Below are 20,549 nucleotides of genomic sequence, written 5' to 3' on the forward strand. Positions count from 1 at the left end.
GCGGCTCCTCAGGCGCGGTCGGCGACGCGTTCGCCCAGCAGGCCGGACGGCCGCAGCGTCAGCACCAGGATCAGCGCGATGAAGGCGAAGATGTCGGAGTAATGGCTGCCCAGCACGCCGCCGGTCCAGTCGCCGAGGTAGCCGGCGCCGATGGCCTCGATCAGGCCCAGCAGCACCCCGCCGACCATCGCGCCGGCCAGGTTGCCGATGCCGCCCACCACCGCGGCGGTGAAGGCCTTCAGGCCCGGCAGCACGCCCATGGTGTGCTGCGCGGTGCCGTAGTTGGCGGCCCACATCAGACCCGCCACCGCGGCCAGCGCGGCGCCGATGATGAAGGTCAGCGAGATCACCGCATCGGGCTTGACGCCCATCAGCGAGGCGACGCGCGGGTTCTCCGCGGTGGCGCGCATCGCGCGGCCCATCTTCGTGTGGTTCACCAGGAACAGCAGGCCGCCCAGGATCACGACCGTCGTCACCAGGATCACGATCTGCGTCACCGTGATCACGGCGCCGCCGAGGTGGATCGGATCAGCCGGCAGCAACTGCGGGAAGGGCTTGGGGTTCGGCTTCCAGATGATCATGGCCAGCGTCTGCAGCAGCAGCGACATGCCCATCGCGGTGATCAGCGGCGCGAGTCTGGGCGCGCTGCGCAGCGGCCGGTAGGCGATCTTCTCGATCGTGTAGTTGAGCAAGGTGCAGATCACGACCGCGCAGACCAGCGCGATCAGCATCAGCGCCCAGCCGGGCAGGCCCAGCGACGCCAGCGCCGTGACCACGGTCCAGCTGACGAGGGCCCCCACCATCAGCACGTCGCCGTGCGCGAAATTGATGAGGTTGATGATGCCGTAGACCATCGTGTAGCCCAGCGCGACGAGGGCATACATGCTCCCCAGCACCAGGCCGTTGATGATCTGCTGAAAAAGTATCTCCATAAGGCCCCAGCATGTAGTTGGACGCGGCTCGCACCGCGTGACGGCGCTTCGGGGTGCAACCCCCGTGCCAAGCGCTGCGTTTCAAGGGTATTCACCGACAAGGTGACATCCGTGCGTACGAGGCGACGTTGTGTTCCCAGTCTCGGCGACGCAACGAGGTGCGGAAATCCGCACAAACCGCCTAGCCAGCCGGGCGATTCCTCGCCAGTCACAAAAAAGCCGCCGCCCCGGGTGCAAGGCGTGCGCCAAGTTGGGCACACTGGGCGTCGATTTTTCGTCTCCCATGCCCTCGGTCGCCTCCTCCTCCTTCGCCTCGACATCGGTCCGCCAGCGGCTGGCGCATTTCCTCGGCCGGCCGACCTTCTACCTCTACCTGACCGGTGTGCTGATGCTGCTGGGCCTGCTGCTGGGCCACCGCTTCAGCGAACGCGCCAGCCTGGACCAGCTCAGCGCGCTGGCCACCGAACGGCTGGAGCTCTACGCGTCCAACCTGCAGACCGAACTCGGCCGCCACGCCTATCTGCCCAGCCTGCTGGCCATCGACGGCGACGTGTCGCGCCTGGTCGAGCATCCCGAGGACGAGGCCCTGCGCAAGGCCGCCAGCCTGCTGCTGGCCCGGGTCAACGTGCGCGCGGGGACGACGCAGATCTTCGTCGCCGATCCGGACGGCCGCGTGCTCGCGGCCAGCGAGCCGCTGACCCCGCCGCTGCGGCTGCAGCAGGCGATCGAGCAGGACCGGCACCACTTCTTCGCCTCCGACGCCGGCCAGACGGGGCTGAGCGGCTCGACCAACTTCTTCCTGCTGCACCCGCTGCGACGCAACCAGCAGTTGCAGGGCGTGATCGTCGTGAAGCTCAACCTGGCGCCGCTGGAGTCGACCTGGGTGGACCTGGGGCTGCGCTCGCAGGGGGAACGGATCCTGGTCTCGGACGACCAGGGCGTGGTGATCATGAGCTCGGTCGAGGACTGGCGCTACGCGGTGCTGAACCGCGCCGACGCGTCCGAGCGCGACCGGCTGCAGGCCAGCGCGCGTTACCCCAAGGTCGGGCCGGACCTGGGCCTGCCGGGCGCACTGGAGGCCTACAACAGCCTGTTGGTGCGGGCGCCCGCGCCGGCCAGCGCGACGCTGCTGGCGCAGGAGCGGCAGCTGCTGCCGCTCGGTCTGCGGCTGCTCGCCCTGTCCGACCTGTCGGAAGTGCGGCGGCAGGCACGCCTGGCGGCCTGGAGCGGCGCGGCCTTCGGCGCGGCGATCGGCATGCTGCTGCTCTACCTCGCCTCGCGTCGGCGCGCGCTGCGGCAGCTCTTCCACGCGAAGACCGAATTGCAGAACGCGCATGCGCAGCTGGAGCTCATCGTCGATGAACGCACGGCGGAACTCCGCCAGACCAACGAGGAATTGCTCGACCAGATCGCCCAGCGCCGACAGGCCGAGGGCGAGCTGCTGCAGACCAGCAAACTGGCGGTGCTGGGGCAGATGTCGGCGGGCCTGTCCCATGAAGTGAACCAGCCGCTGACGGCGCTGCGCGCGCTGGCACGGAATTCGCAGAGGTTGCTGGAGGCCGGCCGCACGCAAGCGGTCGCGGACAACCTGCAGACGATGGACGACATGGTCGAGCGGATGGGTCAGATCACGCGCCAGCTCAAGAGCTTCGCCCGCAAGGCGGAGCCCTCGCGCACGGCGGTGTCGCTGCTGGCGAGCGTGAACAACGCGAGACTGCTGCTGGAGCACCGCACGCGTCAGCTGGACCTGCCCGTGGAGGTCGACGTGCCGCCGGGGCTGCGTGTCAGCGCCGAATCCAACCGGCTGGAGCAGGTGCTCGTGAACCTGCTGGCCAACGGCATCGACGCGATCGCGTCGGAGCCGGCGCACGACGGCCACGAACGGCGGCTGCGCGTCGCGGCCGTGCCGACGGACGATGGCCGGCGCGTGCTCGTGCAGGTGCAGGACACGGGGCCGGGGCTCAGCGAATCGCTGCTGCCGCGGCTGTTCGAGCCGTTCTTCACCACCAAGCCCGCCGGCGAAGGCCTGGGGCTGGGGCTGGTGATCTCGTCCAAGATCGTCCACGAGTTCGGCGGCGCGCTGCGGGCGCACCGCCTGGACCATGGCATGTGTTTCGAGTTCGACCTGGAGGTCGACACCTGGCAGGCCGAGGAGGGGCAGTATGTTTGAAGGCTACAAGGTCGTGTTCGTCGAGGACGACCTGCCGGTGCGGGTCAGTCTGACCCAGACGCTGGAACTCGAGGGGCTGGCCGTGGTGCCGTGCCGCTCGGCGGAGGAGGCGCTGCCGCACGTGCAGCCGGGCGCGCAGGTCATCGTCATCACCGACGTGCGCCTGCCCGGCATGGATGGGCGCGCGCTGCTGGCCCACGTGCAGGCGACCGATCCGCAGATCCCGGTGATCCTGATCACCGCGCACGGCGACGTGAACATGGCCGTGCAGGCGATGCGCAACGGCGCCTACGATTTCATCGAGAAGCCCTTCGCGCCGGAGCGGCTGCTGGACACGGCGCGGCGCGCGCTGGACCTGCGCCTGATCCGCCACTCGGCCGACGAGTTGCGCGCGCAGCTGTCGGCGGCCAGCGGCATCGAGGCGGCGCTGCTCGGCAAGTCGGCCGCGATGCAGCAGTTGCGGCGGCAGGTGCTCAACCTGGCCTCGACCTCGGCCGACGTGATGATCCTCGGCGAGACCGGGACCGGCAAGGAACTGGTCGCGCGCTGCCTCCACGACCAGAGCCCGCGGCGCGATCGCAACTTCGTCGCGATCAACTGCGGCGGCTTGCCCGAAGCGCTGTTCGAGAGCGAACTCTTCGGCCATGAGTCCGGCGCGTTCACGTCGGCGGGCAAGCGCCGCATCGGCAAGATCGAACACGCCAACGGCGGCACGCTGCTGCTCGACGAGATCGAGACCATGCCGGTCGCGCTGCAGATCAAGCTGCTGCGCGTGCTGCAGGAACGTCGCGTGGAACGGCTCGGCTCCAACGAGGAACAGGTCATCAACGTCCGCTTCATCGCGGCGAGCAAGGCCGACCTCAAGGAGATGGGCGAACGCGGACAGTTCCGCAGCGACCTCTACTACCGGCTCAACATCGCCACGCTGGTGCTGCCGCCGCTGCGCGAGCGCCGCGAGGACATCCCGCTGCTGTTCGAGCACTTCGTCGCCCAGGCCTGCAAGCGCTACGAGCGCGACGCGCCCGAACTCACGCCCGAGAAGCTGCGCGAACTCATGGCCCACGACTGGCCGGGCAATGTGCGCGAGATCCGCAACGCGGCCGACCGCTTCGTGCTGGCCCTCGATGACCTCGATTCATCGGCCGCGATCCAGGCCGTGCCCAACCTGGCACTGGCGCGTCAGATGGAAATGGTCGAGAAAGCACTCATCGAACAGGCGCTGCGGCGATCAGGCGGCAAGGTGCCGGCGGCGATGGAACTGCTCGGGACACCGCGCAAGACCCTCTACGACAAGCTGCATCGGCACGGGATCCAGCTCGACGATTTCCGCTGAAGCCCCTCTTCCTTCCCCCTCTCTGCGTCCGCATGGGGGAAAGATTTTCCCGGCTCCGCCGCGAAAACCCTTCCCCCATACACCGACACAGCACCGCCCTTCGACGGGCGCGCACCGAGGACTTCGGAAGACGTTGTGCGTTCGGCCTTCAGGCGGCCTGACGCGAGGCGAGCGGCGCAGCATCCAGCACCGCCTTCAATTGATCGATCGTCGCGGGCTTGACCAGGTAGGCGCTCGCGCCGCGACGGATCGCCTCGGCAGCATCACCGGGGTCGGACGTGCCGGTGAGCATCACCACCGTCATCGGCCCCTGCAACAAGGCCTCGGTCAGAAAATCCATGCCCTGCCCGTCCGGCAGCGCCCGGTCCAGGATCAGGACGTCCGGTCGGTGCTCGGCGATGCGCTGGCGCGCCTCGCGCAAGCTCCCGGCAGTGGCGGCGGAGTAGCCCTCGAGTTCGAGGAGGATGCCCAGCGTTTCGCTGGACTCGAGGTTGTCGTCGACGATGACGGCGTGGGGAAGCATGGCAAACCCTGCGGCAAGAGGTCCACGGAACAAGCCGGCGGGCGCGGCGCGAGCCGGCGCGCGACAAGCGTGCGATGAGGGGAATCGGGGCGACTCGGCAAATGGCGTGCCTCCCTCGGCGACATCCCTCTGGCGGACGGTTCGACATTCTTGCCGCGGCCGCGCGCGGGCTTGGACCCCTCGTCCGTAGGGGGCGGGACGGATGTTTGCCCTGGGCCTTTCTGACCATAATCCGCGCCTTCGCGGAGAGGGGTTGCGGCAAGTCCGCAACGTGCCCGACCCGCAGTGCGCGCCCGCCTTGTTTGCCGAGCTTCATGACGACGACCGACGCCACGATCGAGACCGACCTGCTCCCCCGCCTGCGCCGCAGCACCGGGCCGCTGCATGACGACATCGAGGCGCTGCTCCGGCTGGAGGCGCCGATGCCGCTCGTGCGCTACGGCCGCATCCTCCGCGGGTTCCACGAATTCCTGCAGCTGTGGGAACCGCGCGCGCGCCAGGCGTTGCCGGAGCGCCTTCGCCCCTGGTTCGACGCCCGTGTGCGATCACCGTTCGCCGCGCGCGACCTCGCCGCGCTGGAGCTGCCCGAGGACGCCGCGGACACCGCGATGCGCGCGTCGGCGCTCGCGGCGCTGCACGGGCTGCGGTTGGATTCGCCGGCGGCGGCCTTGGGATCGCTGTACGTCATCGAGGGCTCGGCGCTCGGCGGCCAGGTGCTGACGCCGAAGCTGCTGGCCGCGCACGGCCTGACCCCCGAGCACGGCGCGGCCTACTTCCACGGCTTCGGGGCCCGGACCGGCGCGATGTGGCGCGAGTTCCGCCAGCTCGCCCAGGCCGAAGCCGGCGGCGCGGAAGACGATCGCATCGCCGCCTGCCACGCGGCGGTGGAGACCTTTCGTGCGCTGATCGCGACCTTCGGGGCGCTGGACGCGCCAGCAACGCCCGCAGCGCCCGCAGCGCCGCCGAGGTCATGATGAATACCGACACGCTGGCCACGTCGCCGACGGACCTGCAGGTCGCGCAGTGCGCGAGCGAGCCGATCCGCATTCCCGGCGCGATCCAGCCGCACGGCTGGTTGGCGGCGGTGGACTGGCGCAGCGGCGGCCTGGTCGCGTTCAGCGAGAACTGGTCGGCCTTGCTGCAGTCCACGCCGGACATGCTGGCCGCGCGCATCGAAGGCGCGCTGGACGCGGTCAGCGGTGTGCGGCCGGGGCTGATCGACGGCGAAGGCCCCGTGTCCTGCGGCACGTTGACGATCGGCGGACGGCGCCTGCACGTGTCGGGCCACCGACTCGGCGGGCTCGCCTACTTCGAGCTCGAAGCCGACACCGACGACGCCGGCAACCGCGCGCCGATCTACAGCCTGGCGCGACACCTCGTGCCGATGATGCAGCGCACCGACGCGGTGAGCGAACTCTGCCGCATCGTGGTCGCGGAGATGAAGCGGCTGACCGGCTTCGGCCGCTGCCTGGCCTACCGCTTCGACGCGGACGGCCACGGCGAGGTGCTCGCCGAAGCGATCGACCCCGGCTACGACGCCTACGCCGGCCACCGGTTCCCGGGTTCGGACATTCCGCCGCAGGCGCGCGAGCTCTACCGCATCAACCACATCCGGCTGATCGCCGACGCGCACTACGAGCCGGTGCCCGTGCGCTTCGTCGACGGGCGCGACGGCACGGCGCTGGACCTGTCGCAGGCCGCGCTGCGCAGCGTGTCGCCGGTGCACCTCGAGTACATGCGCAACATGCGGACGCTGGCGTCGATGTCGGTGTCCATCATCGTGGACGGGAAGCTGTGGGGACTGGTGTCCTGCCACGACCACGCGCCGCGCCAGTTGTCCTGGCAGGCGCGCATGGCCTGCGAGCACCTGGGCCAGCTGCTGTCGCTGCAGATCGAGGCCAAGGAAGAGAACGAGCAGGTCACCGAGCAGTTGCGGCTGCGTCAGCAGACGCTGGCGATCGTGGCGCACCTGTCCGACAGCGACGCCACGCTGCAGCGCCTGGTCGAAGAACCCGGCCCGCTGCTGCGCCTGGCGCGCGCCACCGGCGCCGCCGTGATCCTCAACGACAGCTGCTGGGCCGTCGGCGAGACGCCGGACCACGCCACGCTGCTGGCACTCGGCCAATGGCTGGGCAACCGCATCGACCAGGTCTGGCACAGCGACCGGCTGCCGGTGGAAGCGGCGTCGCTGGGCAACGAGGCAGACAACCGGGCAGAGAACCGGGCAGACAACGAGGCAGACAACGAGGCCGGGAACAAGGTGGGCAACCCGCTGGGACCGACGGCGGGGCTGCTGGCGATCTCGATCTCCAAGCTGCATCGGCATCACATCGTCTGGTTCCGGCCCGAGATCGTCCAGACCATCCTCTGGGCCGGCGACCCGCGCAAGGAATCGGCCATCGGCGAAGACTCGCGGCTGCATCCGCGCCGCAGCTTCGCCAGCTGGAAGCAGCAGGTGAGCGGCCGGTCCCTGCCCTGGACGCCGGGCGAGATCCACGCGGTGCAGGAACTGCGGCAGGCGCTGATCGGCATCGTGCTGCGGCGCGCCGAGGAGATGGCCGAGGTCGCGATGGAACTGGGCCGCGTCAACAAGGAGCTGGAAGCCTTCTCCTACACCGTGTCGCACGACCTGCGCGCGCCGATGCGCCACATCGCGGGCTTCGTCGACCTGGTGCTGGAGATGGAGGGCGGCGCGCTGTCCGAGCGTTCGCGGCGCTACCTGGCGCATGTGAAGGAAGCCTCCGCGCATGCCGGCCAGCTGGTGGATGCGCTGCTGGACTTCTCGCGCATGGGGCGCTCGGCGATCAAGCCCGGCTCGATCAACACGGACCACCTGATCGACGACCTGATCGCGGAGCAGAACACGCTGAACAAGGACCGCCGCATCGAGTGGGCCGTGTCACGCCCGCTGCCGCGGCTGTGGGGCGATCCGATCCTGCTGCAGGTCGCCATCCGCAACCTCGTCACCAATGCCGTCAAGTACACGCGGCCGCGCGATCCGGCGCGCATCGAGATCACCGGCTTCGAGACCGGAGACGGCGTCGGACTGAGCATCTCGGACAACGGCGTGGGTTTCCAGATGAAGTACGTGAACAAGCTGTTCGGCGTGTTCCAGCGCCTGCACCAGACCGAGTCCTTCGAAGGCACCGGCATCGGCCTGGCGAGCGTGCGACGCATCGTCGAACGGCACGGCGGCCACGTCGAAGCCTGGGGCGAGGCCGACCGCGGCGCACGCTTCCGCTTCACGCTGCCCACCCGCGAGATGGCGGAAGCGCAAGCCATCGATCCCGCCCCCGGCCACGGGGCATTCCCCCCTGACGATGCCGCCGTGACCGCCTTCGAGCGATCGGTCGGCACCGGCAACACCCTTCTCTGACCCCCAGCCCCCCGAACGCCATGCTCAAGCCCATCCTGCTTGTTGAAGACGACGCCCGCGATCTTGAACTGACGCTGGTTGCCCTCGAACGCAGCCAGCTCGCCAACGAAGTGATCATCGTGCGCGACGGCGCCGAGGCGCTGGACTACCTGAACCGCGAAGGCGTCCACGCGGACCGCGCCGAGGGCAATCCGGCCGTCATCCTGCTGGACCTGAAACTGCCGAAGGTGAACGGGCTGGAGGTGCTGAAGGCCGTCCGCGCCACGGAACGGCTCAAGAGCATCCCGGTGGTGATGCTGACCTCGTCGCAGACCGAGTCGGACGTGGTGCACAGCTACGAGCTCGGCGTGAACGCGTATGTCGTGAAGCCGGTGGAGTTCAAGCAGTTCGTCGCGGCAATCGCGGACCTGGGTGTGTTCTGGGCCGTGCTGAACGAACCGCCGCCCGGATCGTTGCGCGCCACGCGCCGCTACGAATGAACCATGACTGAGACGTCACCGCCGCCCGACGACGCGGGCTCGCCGCCGCTGGAGATCCTGCTGCTGGAGGATTCGACTTTCGACGCGGAGCTGCTGCTCGCGTCGCTGGAGACGACGCATCCCCGCGCGCGGGTGACCTGGGTGAAGGACGAGCCTCAGCTGCTGGGCGCGCTGGAGACGCAGCGCTTCGACCTGATCCTGTCGGACTACCAGTTGCCGGGCTTCACCGGGGCGGAGGCGCTGACGCTGGCGCAGCAGCTGGTGCCGGGGACGCCGTTCATCTTCGTGTCGGGCGTGATCGGCGAGGAGAACACGGTGGAGCTGCTCAAGCGCGGCGCCACCGACTACGTGATGAAGGGCCGGCTGACGCGGCTGCCGGTCGCGATCGACCGCGCGCTGCGCGAGGTGCGCCAGCGCGAGGCGCAGATCCAGGTCGAGGCGCAGCTGCGCGAGGCCGACGCGCTGTATGCGCGGGTCGTTGATTCGCTGCAGGACCACGCGGTGATCCTGCTGGACACCGAAGGCCGCATCCGCGACTGGAACCGCGCGGCGGGGACGATCTTCGGCCACGTGCTGGACGACGTGCTCGGCATGTCGGCGGAGATCCTGCTGACGCCGGAGGACCGCGCGGCGGGCGTGCTGGAGAACGAACTGGCGCTGGCCCTGACGCAGGGCGCGGCGCGCGACGACCGCTGGCTGATGCGGCAGGACGGCACGCGGCTGCGCGCCGAGGGCGTGGTGACGCCGCTGTTCAGCGCGGCGGGCGTGACGACGGGGTTCTCGAAGATCATCCGGGACACGACGCCGGCCTACGAGGCGCAGCAGGCGCTGCGACAAGGCAAGGAAGAAGCGGAGCGCGCCAACGAGCTCAAGGACCAGTTCCTCGCGGTGCTGTCGCACGAGCTGCGCTCGCCGCTGAGCGCGATCACGGGCTGGGCGGACATCCTGACCAATTTCTCCGACGCCCATCCGCTGCTGGGCAAGGCCTCGACGGTGATCCGGCGCAACGCGCAGCTGCAGGCGCGGATGATCAACGACCTGCTCGACATGAGCGCGGTCGTGGCCGGCAAGCTGATGCTGCAGACGACGCCGATGGACCTGGCGGCACTGGCGGCGGACTCGGTGCTGGGCGCGCTGCACGAGGCGCAGGGCAAGGGCGTGGCGCTGAACTGCCATGCGGCGGCGCCGGTGTGGATCCCGGGCGATGCGCAGCGCCTGTCGCAGGTGATCACGAACCTGATCGGCAACGCCATCAAGTTCACCGAGAGCGGCGGCAGCGTCGACGTGCAGGTCGAGGTCGAGGACGGCTGCGCGCTGCTGCGCGTGCGGGACACGGGCCGCGGCATCTCGCCGGAGTTCCTGCCCTTCGTCTTCGATCGGCTGCGGCAGGAGGACGGCTCAAAGACGCGCAAGGTCGGCGGCCTGGGCCTGGGCCTGGCGATCGCGCGCGCGATCGCGCAACTGCACCAGGGCCGCATCAGCGCCGACAGCCCGGGGCCGGGCCGCGGCGCGGTCTTCGAGCTGCGCCTGCCGATGCTGGCGGAGCAGGCCCTGGCGCCCTCGCCGTGCGCGGAGCCGGTGGAGTTGTCGGAAGACACGCTGTCGGGCGTGCGGGTGCTGCTCGTCGATGACGAGGAGGACGCGCGTGAGGTCGGCCAGGTGGCGCTGAGCCGCCTGGGCGCGAAGGTCAGCGTGGCGACGAGCGCGGCGGAGGTGCTGTCGCGCCTCGAAGAAGGCGAGGAGCACTACGACCTGCTGGTGTCCGACATCGGGATGCCGGAGATGGACGGGCGCTCGCTGATCCGCGCGGTGCGGCAGCTGCCGGGAGGCAGCCCCGACAAGCTGCCGGCGGTGGCGCTGACGGCCTTCGCGATGGTCGCGGATCGCCAGGAAGGCCTCGCGGCCGGGTTCCAGGGCTACGTGGCCAAGCCGATCGAACTGGCCGCGCTCACGCGCGCGGTGCAGGAGGCGCTGGGGCGCAAGGCGGGCGGGGATTGAGGGTCATCAGCGTCGCGGGCCGGCTGCGCTGAGCGCCCGCTGCCTGCGCGGACGGACGGGCTCCGAGGGTCGACGCGGCTGCAACGTGGGGCGGCACAGCGCTTGCACCGCCATGTACTTGGCTCCAGTCACCCTACCCGCTCGCTTGAGCGTGAAGTAGAGGTCGAGAAGCGTTCGATCAAATGGAGACACGGATTTGTGCATGGCAATTCACTTTGAAAAGACGACCGTCCTCGATCTCCGTCTCGCGTTGATCGAGGCCCAATGACAGAAATTCTTTGACGGCGTCTCGGCAATGCAGCTCCCTCGCGGTGCTGATGTTGCTCAGATCGCTCTTCGCGAAACCGTAAACGAAGAGCCAAGTCTCGAATTCCGGTTTGGCGACGATCGTCCGGAAACCGCCACGCTTTCCTTGACCGTTTCGGGCAATGCGCTTCTTGAACAGCGCGCCCCCGAGGTTCGCGTCGATCAAACCCTGTGTCATCTCCAAAACGGCCCGACAGAGATCGTCATCTTTCCAACCCTTGATCTCGCATCCAACGGCGAAACCTGCGCGCGACATACACCGTCACATCGACCTCCACGCAGCACTGCGATGAACCTCAGTGCCGGGTCTTGCGTGCGAACGATTCGTTCTGAAGGCGGCCTACTGATGGGGGCGTGGCGACCGCCCGATTTCAGAATGTGGATCTGCGGCGCACCAGGCTCGGCACGGCCAGCAGGACGATCAACACCGCCTCGAAGAGATCGAAGGCGAAGGGGCCGTCCGACGCGTACAGCTCCATCACGTGGCGCCAGCCGAAGAAGGCGATGCTGAGCGCATACAGCACCAGCAGCAGCACCGCGCCGATGCGGCGCACCGGTTGCGGCACGAGCAGCATGATCAGCAGACCCGCCAGCACACCCGCCGGCACGAGCGCCCAGAACGGCGGCGACGCATACGTGAACGCGTAGGCAAAGAGCCGGAAGCAGATCACGGCGATGACGGTCAGCGTCAGCAGCACCGTGAGCAGCACGCGAAGGGCCTTGAGGAGCGCCTCGAGCGACTGCGTTTCCTGATTCATGAACTCATCCTGATGCCGGTTGATCGAGGACCGATTGTGACGCCACGGCCCCTGCCCTCGGCTCAAGGGCACGCCACAAGCGGAACGGGCCGCGCCCCTTTCGAAGCGCGGCCCGCGATCAGCGGATGTCGTTGCGGACGTCGGTCCCGATCAGAACCGCTGCGACTGCATGTAGTCGTCGAAGCCCGCTTCCGCGAAGCGGAACCACAGGTTCTGGTCGCGCCGGAAGTTGGCGTAATCCTCGTAGACCTTCTTCCAGTTCGGGTTCTTCGCCGACAGCTCCGCGTACAGCGCCATCGACTCCTTGAACGCCAGGTCCATCGTGTCCTTCGGGAAGCGCATCAGCTTGGTCTTGGCCGCCACCAGCTGCTTGAGCGCCTGCGGGTTCAGCACGTCGTACTTGGCCTGCATGTCCACGTGCACGTACGCGGACGCCGCTTCCACGATCGCCTTGTACTCGGGCGACAGCCCTTCATAGGCCTTGGTGTTGATGAAGAAGTCCACCTGCGGGCCGCCCTCCCACCAGCCGGGGTAGTAGTAGAACGGCGCCACCTTGTTGAAGCCCAGCTTCAGGTCGTCGTACGGTCCGACCCATTCCGCGGCGTCGATCGTGCCCTTCTCCAGCGCCGAATAGAGCTCGCCGCCCGGTAGGTTCTGCGGCACGCCGCCCATGCGCTCGATCACCCGGCCCGCGAAGCCACCGATGCGGAACTTCAAGCCCTTGAAGTCCGCCGCCGACTTGATCTCCTTGCGGTACCAGCCCGCCATCTGCGCGCCGGTGTTGCCGCCGGGGAAGTTGATGATGTTGTAGTTCCGGTAGAACTCGCGCATCAGCTTCAGGCCGTTGCCGTGGAAGGTCCACGCCGTCATCTGCCGCGAGTTCAGCCCGAACGGGATGGACGCGCCGATCGCGAAGGTCTCGTCCTTGCCGAAGAAGTAGTACGGCACCGTGTGCGCGATCTCGACCGTCGCGTTCTGCACGCCGTCGACCACGCCGAAGGCCGGCATCAGCTCACCGCCCGCATGCACGCTGATCTGGAACTTGCCGCCGCTGAGCTCGCTGACCTTCTTGGCGAAGACCTCGCCGCCGCCGTAGATCGTGTCGAGCTGCTTGGGAAAGCTCGACGCCATCCGCCACCGGATGTTGGCCTGCGCATGCACGATGGCCGGGGCCGCACCCGCGGCCAGCACGCCGGCCAGGCCGGCATTCTTGACGAACGAACGACGCTCCATGAAGTCTCCTTTTTCGTTGGTATGGAGCACCCTCCTGGGTGCCCGGGCGAAAGCAGGATTAACTACTGGAGGGCTGGCGTCAACCTGACAAGCCCTGGGGAAGCCTCAGGCGCCAGCGAGCTTCATGTTCTCCAGCAGGATCGACCCCACCGTCTTGCTGCCCAGCGTGTAGGTGTCGGCGCCGATGCCCACGATCTGCTTGAACATCTCCTTGACGTTGCCCGCGATCGTGATCTCGTTGACCGGGAAGGCGATGACGCCGTTCTCGACCCAATAGCCGCTCGCGCCGCGCGAGTAATCGCCGGTCACGTAGTTGACGCCTTGCCCCATCAACTCGGTGACGAACAGGCCGGTGCCGAGGCGGCGCAGCATCGTCGGCAGATCGTCGCCGGGTGCGGTCGCCTTGCTGCGCATCGTCAGGTTGTGTGAGCCGCCTGCGTGGCCCGTCGTGCGCAGGCCCAGCTTGCGCGCCGAATAGGTCGACAGGAAGTAGCCCTTGAGCACGCCCGCCTCGACCACGGTGCGGGCCTTGGTGACCACGCCTTCGTCGTCGAAGGGCGAGCTGCCCTTGCCCTTGACGATGTGCGGATCCTCGACCACCTCCACATGCGGCGACAGGATCTGCTGGTCCAGGCTGTCGAGCAGGAAGCTCGCACGGCGGTAGAGCGCGCCACCGCTGGTGGCCTGCACCAGCGCGCCCAGCAGGCCGGCCGCGACCGGGGCCTCGAACAGCACCGGCACGCTGGCCGTCTTGACCTTGCGGCCCTTGAGTCGCGCCAGCGCGCGCTCGGCGGCGTAGCGGCCGATCGATTCCGCGGACGAGAGATCCGCCGCGTCGCGCATCGAGCTGTACCAGGCGTCGCGCTCCATGCCCGCGCCACGGCCGGCGATCGGCGCCACCGACACGGAATGCCGCGAACTTGCATACCCGCCGCGGAAACCGCGCGAGTTGCCAGAATAGAAGTGCGACTGCTGCGCCGAGACCGCCGCGCCTTCCGAGTTGGTGATGCGCGCGTCCGTCTTCAGCGCCGCGTCCTCGCAGCGCAGTGCCAGCTCGGCGGCCTGCTCGGCGGTGATCGCCCACGGATGGAAGAGGTCCAGCGACGGCCGCGCCGCTTCGTCAAGCGACAGGTCCTGCTCGTCCGGCAGGCCGGCGAATTCGTCCTCGGCCGTGAAGCGCGCGATGTCGTAGGCGGCGCGCACGGTGTCCTTCAGCGCCTGCGGCGAGAAGTCCGAGGTGCTCGCGTTGCCTCTGCGCTGGCCCAGGTAGACCGAGATGCCCAGCGACTTGTCGCGGTTGCGCTCGACGTTCTCGAGCTGGCCACGCCGCACCGACACCGACATGCCGCTGCCTTCGGAGACTTCCGCGCCGGCGTCGCTGGCGCCCTGGCGTTTGGCCTCGGCGAGCACGTCCTCGATCAACTGGCGGAAATGGTCCTGGCTGTAGGCGAATCCTTGCTCGGCTTGACTCATGAATGCGGTCTCTTTGGAAAGCAGCGCGGCCTGGGGGAATCCGAGGCCGCGGCGGGGTGGCGACTATCATACGGGCGCTGTGCCCCGCCCTTCCGGTCGGGGCTTCTCGCTTTCTCCCCCTCATGAACGCCGACCACGACGACCACGACGACCGCGCGGACTTCGACGACTTCGAAGACGACCGCCCCAGCAAAAGCCAGCTCAAGCGCGACATGGACGCGCTGCAGGCGCTGGGCGAAGAACTGCTCACGCTGCCCGAGAAGCGCGTGGCCGCGCTCGACCTGCCGGAATCGCTGCTCGACGCGATCAAGGAAGGCCGCCGCATCGTCGCCGGCACCGCCCGCAGCGGCAAGAAGCGCCACCTGCAGCTGATCGGCAAGCTCATGCGCCAGGTCGATCCCGAACCGATCCGCGAGGCGGTCGCCGAGTTCAAGCTCGGCCGCGCGCAGGACTCGCTCGAACTGCACCAGGCCGAGCGCTGGCGCGTGCGCCTCGTCGAGGACGACAACGCGCTGCAGGGCTTCCTCGACGCCTTCGACGAGGTCGATACCCAGCAGCTGCGCAGCCTGATCCGCGCCGCCCGCAAGGACCGCGCCCAGGCGCCCGAGCAGCGCAACGGTCGCGCCTGGCGCGAGCTGTTCCAGTTCGTGAAGGGCCACGTGCTCGCGGGCAAGGGCGACGCGGCCGGTGACTCGGAAGCGTCCGGCGAGGATGACGATGAGTGAGCCCGCGGCCCTGCGGGCCGACGGCGCGGCGCTGCCGCCGCCGGAGCCGGTGCGCATCGGCATCGTCTCGATCAGCGACCGCGCCTCCAGCGGCGTCTACGAGGACAAGGGCCTGCCCGCGCTGCAGGACTGGCTGCGCTCGGCGCTGATCAATCCGATCGAGTTCCAGCCGCGGCTGATTCCCGATGAACGCGAACTCATCGCGCGCACGCTGCGCGAGCTCGTCGACGAGACCCGCTGCAACCTCGTGCTGACCACCGGCGGCACCGGCCCCGCGATCCGCGACGTCACGCCCGAGGCGACCATGGACGTCGCCGACCGCGTGATGCCGGGCTTCGGCGAGCAGATGCGGCAGATCTCGCTGCGCTTCGTCCCGACCGCGATCCTGTCGCGCCAGGTCGCGGTGATCCGCGGCCAGGCGCTGATCATCAACCTGCCGGGCCAGCCCAAGGCGATCGCCGAGACGCTGGCCGGCCACGAGGCCGCCAGCGGCATCTTCGCCGCCGTGCCGTACTGCATCGACCTGATCGGCGGCCCCTACCTTGAAACACGCGACGCGATCTGCGCCGCGTTCCGTCCCAAGACCGCCCAACGGCCCAAGCGCCCGGGCTGACCACCCCCGCGGCCTCCACAAGGGGCCTCCACAAGAAGCACGCACTGAGCAACACCCCATGAAGATCACCAAGGACACCATCGCCACCGTCGAACTGAAGGTCGCGAACAAGCTCGGCCAGATCATCGAGAAGACCGATGAGCCGATGGCGCTGCTGATCGGCGGCTACGGCAACACGCTGCCGGTCGTCGAAGCCGCGCTGGAAGGCCAGGAGAAGGGCTACGCCACCACGATCGAGCTGACGCCCGAGACCGGCTTCGGCGAGCGCGACGAGAGCCTGCTGATCACGATCCCGAAGAAGGACTTCCCGCCCGGCGTGAAGGTCGGCGGCCAGATCCAGATCCGCCAGGCCAAGGAAGGCGAGGAAGAGCCCGCGGCCGACGACGGCTTCCATGTCTTCACGGTCGTGAAGGTCAAGGGCGACACCGTGCACCTGGACGGCAACCACCCGCTGGCCGGCCAGCACCTGAAGATCAGCGTCAAGGTCACGGACGTCCGCGCCGCGTCACAGGAAGAGATCGAGCACGGCCACGCGCACGGCGCGCACGGGCATCACCACTGATCGCCATCCAAGCCCTCACGATGGGGGCACTCTGAAGAACGAAGGGCGCCATCGGCGCCCTTCTGCGTTTCCGCCCGGAGCGGAAGCGAATCAGCTTCCGCTGATCACTTCACCAGCCGCGACAACTCCGCCGCGTCGAAGTGCTCGCCCTGCTGCGCGCCTTGCGGCACGCAGTCCTTGCGCTCTTCCTCGGACAGCTTCGCGATCGCCTGCCACAGCAGCGCGATCTGGTGCTCCTGGGTCGCGGCGTTGTCGATCAGGCCCTTCATGGCCAGCGCCACCGGGTCGTCGCCCTGCGTCACGCCGTAAGCCGAGAAGCCCATGCGCGCCGCCGCCTCTTCGCGTCTGGCATCGAGCTTGGCCTCAATGACGCGGGCCGGATTGCCGACCGCCGTCGCGCCCGGCGGCACCGGCTTGGTGACCACCGCGCCGGAGCCGACGCGCGCGCCCTCCCCGACCGTGAAGCCGCCGAGGATGCAGGCATTCGCGCCGACGATCACGCCGCGCTCCAGCGTCGGGTGCCGCTTGGCCCCCTTCACCAGCGAGGTTCCGCCCAGGGTCACGCCCTGGTAGATCGTGACCTCGTCGCCGATCTCGGTCATCTCGCCGATGACGACGCCCATGCCGTGGTCGATGAACACGCGCCGGCCGATGGTCGCGCCGGGGTGGATCTCGATGCCGGTCAGGAAGCGGCCGACGTGGGAGGTGAAACGTCCCAGCCAACGCAGGCCACGGAGCCAGAACCAGTGCGCACAGCGATGCACCACCAGCGCGTGCAGACCCGGATAACAGGTCAGCACCTCCCAGGCCGAGCGGGCGGCGGGGTCGCGTTCGAGGATGCAGGCGATGTCTTCGCGAAGACGCTGGAACATGGTGGGGGGACCCGATGGCAGCCCGCGAGGGGCTGGAGCTGAGGGTCGGCCAGTTTAGCGGCGGGTCCCGACCTTGCCGGCCGCAGGCTTACTGGCCTGCCGCGCGGGCGCCACGCCGGCCCTACTCGTCTCCCCCGAGTGCGGGGGGCGTGCCGGCGGCGGGGTGGGTCTTCTCGATCGCACGGGCGATGCCGCGCAGGATGTGGACCTCTTCCTTCGTCAGCCCGGCGCGGTTGAAGAGCTGGTTCAGCCGCGGCATCAGCTTCTTGGGCGAGACCGGGTCGAGGTAGCCCAGGTGGACGAGGCTGCCTTCCAGATGCGTCAGCAGCCCCTGGACCGCCTGCGCGTCGGCCAGTTGCGGATCGGCCGTGCGCGGCGCCACCGCGTAGCCGCCCAGCGCCTGGCGCCAGTCGTAGGAGATCAGTTGGACCGCCTGCGCCAGGTTCAGCGAGCCATAGTCCGGATGCGTCGGGATCGACAGCACCGCATGCGCGCGGTAGACGTCCTCGTTGCTCATCCCGTAGCGCTCGGAGCCGAAGAGGAACGCCACCTGATGGGGGAGCGGCTCCCCCATCGCCAGTTCGGCGAACAGCGATCTGGGCTCGCGCGTCGGCGGTCCGAAATCGCGCGGCGTCATCGCCGTGGCGCAGACGAAGGTGCAGCCGTCGAGCGCGTCCTCGACGCGGTCGACGATGCGCGCGCGGGCCAGGATGTCGGCCGCGCCGCTGGCCATCGCGACCGTCTCCTCCTGGCTCAGCACGTCGGCGAAGCGGGGCCGCACCAGCACCAGGTCGCGGAAGCCCATCACCTTCATCGCCCGCGCGGTCGAGCCGACGTTGCCGGGGTGGCTGGTCTCGATCAGCACGAAACGTGTCGGATCGGACGTCGGAGGGCGGGCGGTCGTGCCGGAGTCAGCCGGGGGCATAGGGGAAACCACGAGTCTGTGTCAAAATGGTCGATTATCCGCGCCGGTCCCCTCGCTCGCGATTCAATTCGCCCCCGAGGTTCTGACCACAGGCCCCAGGGCCGACGCACGCTCTTTCCTTTCGCCAGTCCACTTCCCACAGGAACCGTACCGCATGACGCAAGCCGCTCACCATCCCATGCTCAACGTCGCCATCAAGGCGGCGCGTACCGCCGGCGCGATCATCAACCGCGCGTCGATGGACCTGGACATCCTGAAGATCAACACCAAGTCGCCCAACGACTTCGTGACCGAAGTGGACCAGGCCGCCGAGCAGGCGATCATCGAGACGCTGCTGCAGGCCTACCCCGACCACGGCATCCTGGCCGAAGAATCCGGCCGCGAATACGGCGCGAGGCACTCCGAGTACCAGTGGATCATCGACCCGCTGGACGGCACGACCAACTTCATCCACGGCCTGCCGTTCTACTGCGTGTCGATCGCGCTGGCGCACCGCAACATCGTTCAGCAGGCCGTCGTCTACGACCCGACCCGCAACGACCTGTTCTACGCGACCAAGGGCCGCGGCGCCTACCTGAACGACAAGCGCATCCGCGTCAGCAAGCGCACCCGCATGAGCGACGCGCTGATCGGCACGGGCTTCCCGTTCCGCCGCGGCGACAACTTCAAGCGCTACCTGAAGATGTTCGAGGACGTCATGACCCAGGTCGCCGGCGTGCGCCGCCCGGGCGCGGCCGCGCTGGACCTGTGCTACGTGGCCGCGGGCCACTACGACGGCTTCTTCGAGACCGGCCTGAACCCGTGGGACGTGGCCGCGGGCTCGCTGATCATCCAGGAAGCGGGCGGCCTGGTCGGCAACTTCACCGGCGAGCCGGACTTCCTGCATCAGCGCGAGATCGTCGCCGGCACGCCGCGCATCTACGGCCCGCTGGTGCAGATCCTGGCGCCGTACACCCGCGTCATTACGCAGGACGCGCTGGACGCGGACGCGGACGCAGCCGCGGGCGGCGAGCCCGCTGACAAGGCAGCCCCCCGGAAGAAGGCCGCGGCCACCACCGAAGGGGGAAGCGAAGCGCCGAAGAAGCGCGCGCCGGTCCGCATCAAGAAGAACGACGGCGGCGCGGAAGCCTGATTCCATCGGCCTTCCCGACGATCCGCGGCGTCGTTGACGCCGATCAAACAGAGCCCTCCCCTTGGAGGGCTTTGTCGTTTTTGGCGCGAACGGTTGAAGCGCGAGCCGCTGGAGCAGACCTAGCATGGCTCCATCCGATCACTGGCATCACCCGCTTCAGCGCCATGACTACGCCTCCCTGCTCTGCCCAATCAGTTGCCGATTACATCCTCTACTTCTTCCAGTGGAAATGTGACCCGATCAACAACTACAAGCTGCAGAAGCTTCTCTATTACGTCCAGGGCTGGCACTTGGCGGAATACGACGAGCCCGCGTTTCCTGACCGGATCGAAGCCTGGATTTCAGGACCGGTCTGCCCTGCCATCTTTGAACGGTATGCGCAGTACACCTGGCGTCCGATATCGGAAGAGACGCAGGATCCCACGGGCCTTCCCGAACGTTTGACCAGGTTGATCGACGAGGTCGTTGATCTCTATGGCTTCGATACGGGGTGGTCCCTGGAGTACCGTGTGCACCGGGAACCCCCGTGGCTGGAGGCCCGCAAGGGCCAAGATCTCATCGACACGCGCCGCGAGGAGATCACGCACGAATCCATGGCGCGATTCTTCAAGGCGGAATCGGCGGCCGCCGAGGTGGAGGCGGGGTCATGACACTTCGCAAACGTGCCGAGCGGCGTCCCGCCGTCCCCGCCTCGACATTCCACGCTCTTCCGGACGGCATGCTGCACTTTTCGTTTCGGCTGCTGCACTCGACCGGCAAGTTCGGCCACGAACAGGTGACTGCTGCTGCCCCCTACCTGTCGACGCTACTCGACAGGCTTCGAGGACTGTCGACCATGCGGCCCGACGAGTTCCGACGCAACAGGGATCGTGCGTGGCGAATCCACCCCGTGCAATGGTCCGAAACGACGGAGAAGAATGGTTTCAAACATCTGCCAAGCGAAATGCAGCAGTACGTCGCCTGGCAGTTCCAGCTGACAGCGAACGAACACGGCCGCGTTCATGGAATCCTGGTGGAGGATGTCTTCTACATCGTCTGGCTCGATCCCGAACACCGTCTCTACCAGTGATACCGGCAGCCCCGATCATGTCCAGCCATGCCCTACACTCATCCCCCAGTCAGCCACCACAGCGCCCTCC

At 68.3% G+C, this 20,549-nt stretch carries 20 protein-coding genes; 12 read left to right on the forward strand and 8 right to left on the reverse strand.

The features are described from left to right. Nucleotides 1–8: 8 nt before the first annotated feature. Nucleotides 9–932 (reverse strand): branched-chain amino acid ABC transporter permease, encoded by a 924-nt coding sequence (locus AC07PR_RS06325; RefSeq protein WP_495134740.1) that lies wholly within the window; start codon nucleotides 930–932, stop codon nucleotides 9–11. Nucleotides 933–1,215: 283 nt separating this feature from the next. Here AC07PR_RS06325 and AC07PR_RS06330 point away from each other — a divergent pair, with 283 nt between their 5' ends. Next, on the forward strand, nucleotides 1,216–3,102 hold the full coding sequence (locus tag AC07PR_RS06330; protein WP_431102694.1) for a sensor histidine kinase: 1,887 nt from the start codon (nucleotides 1,216–1,218) through the stop codon (nucleotides 3,100–3,102). Continuing rightward, nucleotides 3,095–4,435: a sigma-54-dependent transcriptional regulator gene (locus AC07PR_RS06335; RefSeq protein WP_377155886.1), complete on the forward strand. Its 1,341-nt coding sequence runs from the start codon at nucleotides 3,095–3,097 to the stop codon at nucleotides 4,433–4,435. Before AC07PR_RS06330 ends, AC07PR_RS06335 begins: the two co-directional genes overlap by 8 nt. Nucleotides 4,436–4,583: 148 nt before the next feature. Here the strand turns inward: AC07PR_RS06335 and AC07PR_RS06340 are convergent, their stop codons facing one another. Continuing rightward, entirely contained in the window at nucleotides 4,584–4,958 is a 375-nt protein-coding gene (locus AC07PR_RS06340; RefSeq protein WP_495134741.1) for a response regulator, read from the reverse strand. Nucleotides 4,959–5,272: 314 nt separating this feature from the next. On the opposite strand from AC07PR_RS06340, the gene AC07PR_RS06345 reads away from it, so the two are divergent. The 4 genes from AC07PR_RS06345 to AC07PR_RS06360 are packed head-to-tail and all read left to right on the forward strand — an operon-like array spanning nucleotide 5,273 to nucleotide 10,811. Beyond that, entirely contained in the window at nucleotides 5,273–5,932 is a 660-nt protein-coding gene (locus tag AC07PR_RS06345; protein ID WP_377155890.1) for a biliverdin-producing heme oxygenase, read from the forward strand. Further along, nucleotides 5,932–8,334 carry an ATP-binding protein gene (locus AC07PR_RS06350; RefSeq protein WP_495134742.1) on the forward strand — a complete coding sequence of 801 codons (2,403 nt, stop codon included), beginning with the start codon at nucleotides 5,932–5,934 and terminating at the stop codon, nucleotides 8,332–8,334. The genes AC07PR_RS06345 and AC07PR_RS06350 overlap by 1 nt, the downstream gene beginning before the upstream one ends. A 20-nt stretch (nucleotides 8,335–8,354) precedes the next feature. Further along, nucleotides 8,355–8,813 carry a response regulator gene (locus tag AC07PR_RS06355; protein WP_377155894.1) on the forward strand — a complete coding sequence of 153 codons (459 nt, stop codon included), beginning with the start codon at nucleotides 8,355–8,357 and terminating at the stop codon, nucleotides 8,811–8,813. 3 nt (nucleotides 8,814–8,816) lie between these two features. Beyond that, the gene (locus tag AC07PR_RS06360; protein WP_495134743.1) at nucleotides 8,817–10,811 is read left to right on the forward strand and encodes a hybrid sensor histidine kinase/response regulator; all 1,995 of its coding nucleotides are present in this window, start codon (nucleotides 8,817–8,819) and stop codon (nucleotides 10,809–10,811) included. Nucleotides 10,812–10,989: 178 nt separating this feature from the next. Here AC07PR_RS06360 and AC07PR_RS06365 read toward each other — a convergent pair whose 3' ends face one another. From AC07PR_RS06365 to pmbA, 4 genes are all read right to left on the reverse strand, one after another. After that, a complete protein-coding gene (locus tag AC07PR_RS06365) occupies nucleotides 10,990–11,373 on the reverse strand; it encodes a type II toxin-antitoxin system RelE/ParE family toxin (protein WP_483105822.1) in 384 nt (127 codons plus the stop codon). 115 nt (nucleotides 11,374–11,488) lie between these two features. Further along, a complete protein-coding gene (locus AC07PR_RS06370) occupies nucleotides 11,489–11,875 on the reverse strand; it encodes a hypothetical protein (RefSeq protein ID WP_495134744.1) in 387 nt (128 codons plus the stop codon). 150 nt (nucleotides 11,876–12,025) lie between these two features. Continuing rightward, entirely contained in the window at nucleotides 12,026–13,108 is a 1,083-nt protein-coding gene (locus AC07PR_RS06375) for a TRAP transporter substrate-binding protein (RefSeq protein ID WP_067270047.1), read from the reverse strand. A 105-nt stretch (nucleotides 13,109–13,213) separates the two neighbouring features. After that, nucleotides 13,214–14,581: a metalloprotease PmbA gene (gene pmbA / locus AC07PR_RS06380; RefSeq protein ID WP_377162023.1), complete on the reverse strand. Its 1,368-nt coding sequence runs from the start codon at nucleotides 14,579–14,581 to the stop codon at nucleotides 13,214–13,216. Between the two features lie 122 nt (nucleotides 14,582–14,703). Here pmbA and yjgA point away from each other — a divergent pair, with 122 nt between their 5' ends. Genes yjgA through AC07PR_RS06395 form a run of 3 tightly spaced genes read left to right on the forward strand, consistent with a single transcriptional unit; the run spans nucleotide 14,704 to nucleotide 16,481 of the window. Next, a complete protein-coding gene (gene yjgA, locus AC07PR_RS06385; protein WP_495134745.1) occupies nucleotides 14,704–15,306 on the forward strand; it encodes a ribosome biogenesis factor YjgA in 603 nt (200 codons plus the stop codon). Further along, entirely contained in the window at nucleotides 15,293–15,919 is a 627-nt protein-coding gene (mog, locus tag AC07PR_RS06390) for a molybdopterin adenylyltransferase (protein WP_495134746.1), read from the forward strand. Before yjgA ends, mog begins: the two co-directional genes overlap by 14 nt. 58 nt (nucleotides 15,920–15,977) lie before the next feature. Beyond that, nucleotides 15,978–16,481, forward strand: a complete 504-nt coding sequence (locus AC07PR_RS06395; protein WP_431102684.1) for an FKBP-type peptidyl-prolyl cis-trans isomerase — start codon at nucleotides 15,978–15,980, stop codon at nucleotides 16,479–16,481. A 104-nt stretch (nucleotides 16,482–16,585) separates the two neighbouring features. Here AC07PR_RS06395 and cysE read toward each other — a convergent pair whose 3' ends face one another. Beyond that, entirely contained in the window at nucleotides 16,586–17,353 is a 768-nt protein-coding gene (gene cysE, locus AC07PR_RS06400; protein WP_377155907.1) for a serine O-acetyltransferase, read from the reverse strand. 121 nt (nucleotides 17,354–17,474) lie between these two features. Beyond that, entirely contained in the window at nucleotides 17,475–18,278 is an 804-nt protein-coding gene (locus AC07PR_RS06405) for an RNA methyltransferase (protein WP_495134747.1), read from the reverse strand. 154 nt (nucleotides 18,279–18,432) lie between these two features. Here AC07PR_RS06405 and AC07PR_RS06410 point away from each other — a divergent pair, with 154 nt between their 5' ends. From AC07PR_RS06410 to AC07PR_RS06420, 3 genes are all read left to right on the forward strand, one after another. Continuing rightward, a complete protein-coding gene (locus AC07PR_RS06410; protein ID WP_377155908.1) occupies nucleotides 18,433–19,410 on the forward strand; it encodes an inositol monophosphatase family protein in 978 nt (325 codons plus the stop codon). A gap of 164 nt (nucleotides 19,411–19,574) precedes the next feature. Continuing rightward, nucleotides 19,575–20,060, forward strand: a complete 486-nt coding sequence (locus AC07PR_RS06415) for a Panacea domain-containing protein (protein ID WP_377155909.1) — start codon at nucleotides 19,575–19,577, stop codon at nucleotides 20,058–20,060. After that, nucleotides 20,057–20,479 (forward strand): hypothetical protein, encoded by a 423-nt coding sequence (locus tag AC07PR_RS06420; RefSeq protein ID WP_377155911.1) that lies wholly within the window; start codon nucleotides 20,057–20,059, stop codon nucleotides 20,477–20,479. The genes AC07PR_RS06415 and AC07PR_RS06420 overlap by 4 nt, the downstream gene beginning before the upstream one ends. The last annotated feature ends 70 nt before the right edge of the window (nucleotides 20,480–20,549 follow it).

Source organism: Roseateles sp. GW821-FHT09H11 (assembly GCF_059415845.1).

Excerpts from the sequence above, each read along its gene's own strand:
- AC07PR_RS06325 (WP_495134740.1), bottom strand. The coding sequence starts at position 932 with ATGGAGATACTTTTTCAGCAGATCATCAACGGCCTGGTGCTGGGGAGC.
- AC07PR_RS06335 (WP_377155886.1), top strand. The coding sequence starts at position 3,095 with ATGTTTGAAGGCTACAAGGTCGTGTTCGTCGAGGACGACCTGCCGGTG.
- pmbA (WP_377162023.1), bottom strand. The coding sequence starts at position 14,581 with ATGAGTCAAGCCGAGCAAGGATTCGCCTACAGCCAGGACCATTTCCGC.
- AC07PR_RS06405 (WP_495134747.1), bottom strand. The coding sequence starts at position 18,278 with ATGCCCCCGGCTGACTCCGGCACGACCGCCCGCCCTCCGACGTCCGAT.
- AC07PR_RS06350 (WP_495134742.1), top strand. The coding sequence starts at position 5,932 with ATGAATACCGACACGCTGGCCACGTCGCCGACGGACCTGCAGGTCGCG.
- AC07PR_RS06355 (WP_377155894.1), top strand. The coding sequence starts at position 8,355 with ATGCTCAAGCCCATCCTGCTTGTTGAAGACGACGCCCGCGATCTTGAA.
- AC07PR_RS06340 (WP_495134741.1), bottom strand. The coding sequence starts at position 4,958 with ATGCTTCCCCACGCCGTCATCGTCGACGACAACCTCGAGTCCAGCGAA.
- AC07PR_RS06330 (WP_431102694.1), top strand. The coding sequence starts at position 1,216 with ATGCCCTCGGTCGCCTCCTCCTCCTTCGCCTCGACATCGGTCCGCCAG.
- AC07PR_RS06365 (WP_483105822.1), bottom strand. The coding sequence starts at position 11,373 with ATGTCGCGCGCAGGTTTCGCCGTTGGATGCGAGATCAAGGGTTGGAAA.
- AC07PR_RS06410 (WP_377155908.1), top strand. The coding sequence starts at position 18,433 with ATGACGCAAGCCGCTCACCATCCCATGCTCAACGTCGCCATCAAGGCG.
- mog (WP_495134746.1), top strand. The coding sequence starts at position 15,293 with ATGACGATGAGTGAGCCCGCGGCCCTGCGGGCCGACGGCGCGGCGCTG.
- AC07PR_RS06395 (WP_431102684.1), top strand. The coding sequence starts at position 15,978 with ATGAAGATCACCAAGGACACCATCGCCACCGTCGAACTGAAGGTCGCG.
- cysE (WP_377155907.1), bottom strand. The coding sequence starts at position 17,353 with ATGTTCCAGCGTCTTCGCGAAGACATCGCCTGCATCCTCGAACGCGAC.
- AC07PR_RS06345 (WP_377155890.1), top strand. The coding sequence starts at position 5,273 with ATGACGACGACCGACGCCACGATCGAGACCGACCTGCTCCCCCGCCTG.
- AC07PR_RS06420 (WP_377155911.1), top strand. The coding sequence starts at position 20,057 with ATGACACTTCGCAAACGTGCCGAGCGGCGTCCCGCCGTCCCCGCCTCG.
- AC07PR_RS06415 (WP_377155909.1), top strand. The coding sequence starts at position 19,575 with ATGACTACGCCTCCCTGCTCTGCCCAATCAGTTGCCGATTACATCCTC.
- AC07PR_RS06370 (WP_495134744.1), bottom strand. The coding sequence starts at position 11,875 with ATGAATCAGGAAACGCAGTCGCTCGAGGCGCTCCTCAAGGCCCTTCGC.
- AC07PR_RS06375 (WP_067270047.1), bottom strand. The coding sequence starts at position 13,108 with ATGGAGCGTCGTTCGTTCGTCAAGAATGCCGGCCTGGCCGGCGTGCTG.
- yjgA (WP_495134745.1), top strand. The coding sequence starts at position 14,704 with ATGAACGCCGACCACGACGACCACGACGACCGCGCGGACTTCGACGAC.
- AC07PR_RS06360 (WP_495134743.1), top strand. The coding sequence starts at position 8,817 with ATGACTGAGACGTCACCGCCGCCCGACGACGCGGGCTCGCCGCCGCTG.